Origin of the sequence: Bacillus sp. JJ1474 (assembly GCF_036965225.1) — a bacterium.
Taxonomy (GTDB): Bacteria; Bacillota; Bacilli; order Bacillales; family Cytobacillaceae; genus Cytobacillus.
This window is the reverse complement of record NZ_JBALPC010000152.1, coordinates 18,455-21,140: the sequence shown is the minus strand read 5'-3', so window position 1 is coordinate 21,140 and position 2,686 is coordinate 18,455. Positions and strand designations below refer to the sequence as shown.

The window sequence follows — 2,686 nt, the reverse complement described above, 5'->3', positions numbered from 1 at the left end:
CTTCGATGATATCTTCGATGACGACTTCGATGATATCTTCGATGACGACTTCGATGGAATTAGAAGAAGCGACTTCAGAAGCGACGTCAGAAGAAGAAGCAACATCAGAAGAAGAAGCAACGTCAGAAGAAGAAGCGACATCGGAAGAAGAAGCAACGTCAGAAGAAGACGCAGTAACTGATAATCATTATTTCAAAGAGCCAAAAGGCTCTTTTTTTATGAAAGGCGGTATTTTGTCTTGATTGTTGGTATTGCAATAATTTCTTTACGGTTACTAAGTGGCCGAGCACTATTTTGGGTAAAAACAAACTAGGAATTCTGGATTCTTAGTCAAAAGAAATTACACCACAAATTTTGCAATACACCATTTAAACGTCTTCGCTGCAGTGGAAAGTTTCTAGATCTTCTTTGTAGTAGAGTTCGTATAAATGTCGAGTATCCGCTGGGTCTGACTTAACCTTTCGAAGGCTACTTTTCTAGTTTCGTAAGAACCCACTAGATTCACTAAATCTGGAATCACTAATAGGTCTGTCACTGTCATTATTTCCTCTCGCATCCAAGACGAGACTGAAGTTTTTTTTCATATGTAAGTATCTTAGATATGACAGCTCCAGCGGGATCAGTGCCGACTGCAATAAAATCAACAATGTTTCTTGAATTTATCAATTTGTATTTCCTTTACCATTAATTTATTTCATGAAAAAAAATGGGGGAGAATTAGGGAGAGATAAAGTTTTTATACAGTTTAAGAAATATATCATTCACTTAATAGGATTTGAAAGTTTAAAAAGAGTGGAACAATTTAATCCACTCTTCTTCCATTTCTAGTGTATAATATTACATTTGAAACATCATTTGGGATAATAGAAGAAATTCGAATTCTTTTCCTGGGTAAGATTTTCGAGATGCCTTAACGCATTATTATTGCTTTGAAATTCATCTTCTTATTTTTAGTGAAGGTGGGATAATAATTTTATTCCACCTTTTATTCAAATATTAACGACGACGACGGCGTCTTCTTTCTCTTTCTATATCTATATCTATGTCTAAATCTTGATCCTGATCATTTTCCTGTTCTTGTTCAGATCTCACTCTAGCGTTACTGCGGCTGTTGAGTCTGATATCAACCCTAGAATTACCTGAGTTAGTAATATTAGAACGTGCAACGTTGGTATTTTTATCGGTATTTCGAACATCCGCTTCTGATTCTGAATTAGATCTATTTCTTAACTCAGATTCAATATCTGTATCAAAATCCACATTTACATTTGTATTTTCATTATTTCTTCTTCTTATTCTTCTTCTTCTTGACATTTTTATTGACTCCTTCATTTTTTAAATATTTCCTTGCATTAGAACCTAAACAAGCTCTATATCAAAATATTAGTTTTGTACATTTTCTTGTTCTTGATTTGGATTAATACGAGCATTAGAAATTACACTCCAGAATTAATCGAAAACCTTGACAGTAGCATGTGTGGAAATATAAGTTTTTCGCAGTTTTACTAACTTCAAATTCAGTTTTTGACTTATCTCTGTTTCTGTTACGAATATCAGTTTTAACATCTCAGTATCAATATTTACCTTGATCTATTCATTCCTTTTCCTGTTTTCTCAACCTTAAATAAGTCTCCCCTTTCTTATTTACGTTTTTTCCTTTAAAGCCACTTTTCTTTCTTTTTAGTGTCCTCAGTAATACTGTATTCCTATGGTATTAATGATGAATAGACTAATCCCACAAATACGTTTGTTTTTTTACCCTTTTGGTAAAATTCTTTCATTAACGAGTGCTTTAGCACAATAAATGAGGAACTATTTTTGCAGTTTTTACGTGTTTTTCAATGTTATGCATTCGGGAGCGACTATAAAGTAAGTTTTGTATAGGGTCATTTAGTGTGAAGAAGGAAAATCATTTTGATAAGAAGAATATAAAAAGTGTTGTTAAGAATATTTGATGGAAGAATCCATCATGAATGGGATCGAAGCTGACGAATTACCACCGCAGAGCAATACCTTACAATGGATTACTTTGGGAGTAACATTAAGCTTGCTGTTCTGACTGTGGTTCATTTTATTATTCTTAGACGTAAAAAGAATGGCAGCAAGTTCTGCAACAAGAGATGAGCTTTTACTTAAAGAAGGACAAAAGAGCCCAATTCATCTGAAAATTAATGATAAACTAACTGGAGAATTAAATAAGGGGGGATTTATTATGACCAAAGATGTTGAAACTTTTCCGGTACTTGAAACTAATAGATTAGTATTGAGAAAAATTGAAAAAGGCGATGCAAACAGTATCTTGAAATATCTATCTGATAAAGAAGTAATGAAATATTATGGTTTAGAACCTTTTAAAACAATTAACGATGCTTTAAACGAGATATCATGGTATCAATCGATATTAAATGAAAGAACTGGAATAAGATGGGGAATTACTTTAAAAGGGGAAGATGAAGTTATTGGTAGTTGCGGATTTCATAACATGATACCTCAACATTATCGAACTGAAATTGGATTTGAGTTAAGTAAAAGTTATTGGGGGCAAGGATTAGCAAGTGAGGCATTGGAAGCTGTAATAAGGTACGGATTCGAACATTTAAAATTACAAAGGATCGAAGCGTTAATTGAACCGCCTAATATACCGTCACAAAAGTTAACAGAAAAACAGGGATTTATTAGAGAAGGG

General features: G+C 33.2%; 4 protein-coding genes. 2 read left to right on the top strand and 2 right to left on the bottom strand.

The features are described 5' to 3' along the window. On the top strand, positions 1–242 hold a 242-nt coding region (locus V7164_RS17745), incomplete at its 5' end, for a hypothetical protein (RefSeq protein WP_335354755.1). A gap of 155 nt (positions 243–397) precedes the next feature. Here the strand turns inward: V7164_RS17745 and V7164_RS17740 are convergent. Together V7164_RS17740 and V7164_RS17735 are read right to left on the bottom strand one after the other, a co-directional pair. Then, a complete protein-coding gene (locus V7164_RS17740) occupies positions 398–541 on the bottom strand; it encodes a hypothetical protein (RefSeq protein ID WP_335347477.1) in 144 nt (47 codons plus the stop codon). Between the two features lie 455 nt (positions 542–996). Continuing rightward, positions 997–1,314 (bottom strand): hypothetical protein, encoded by a 318-nt coding sequence (locus V7164_RS17735; protein WP_335354754.1) that lies wholly within the window; start codon positions 1,312–1,314, stop codon positions 997–999. A gap of 898 nt (positions 1,315–2,212) precedes the next feature. Here V7164_RS17735 and V7164_RS17730 point away from each other — a divergent pair. After that, positions 2,213–2,686: GNAT family N-acetyltransferase (locus V7164_RS17730; protein ID WP_438824726.1), on the top strand; the 474-nt coding region annotated here is incomplete at its 3' end.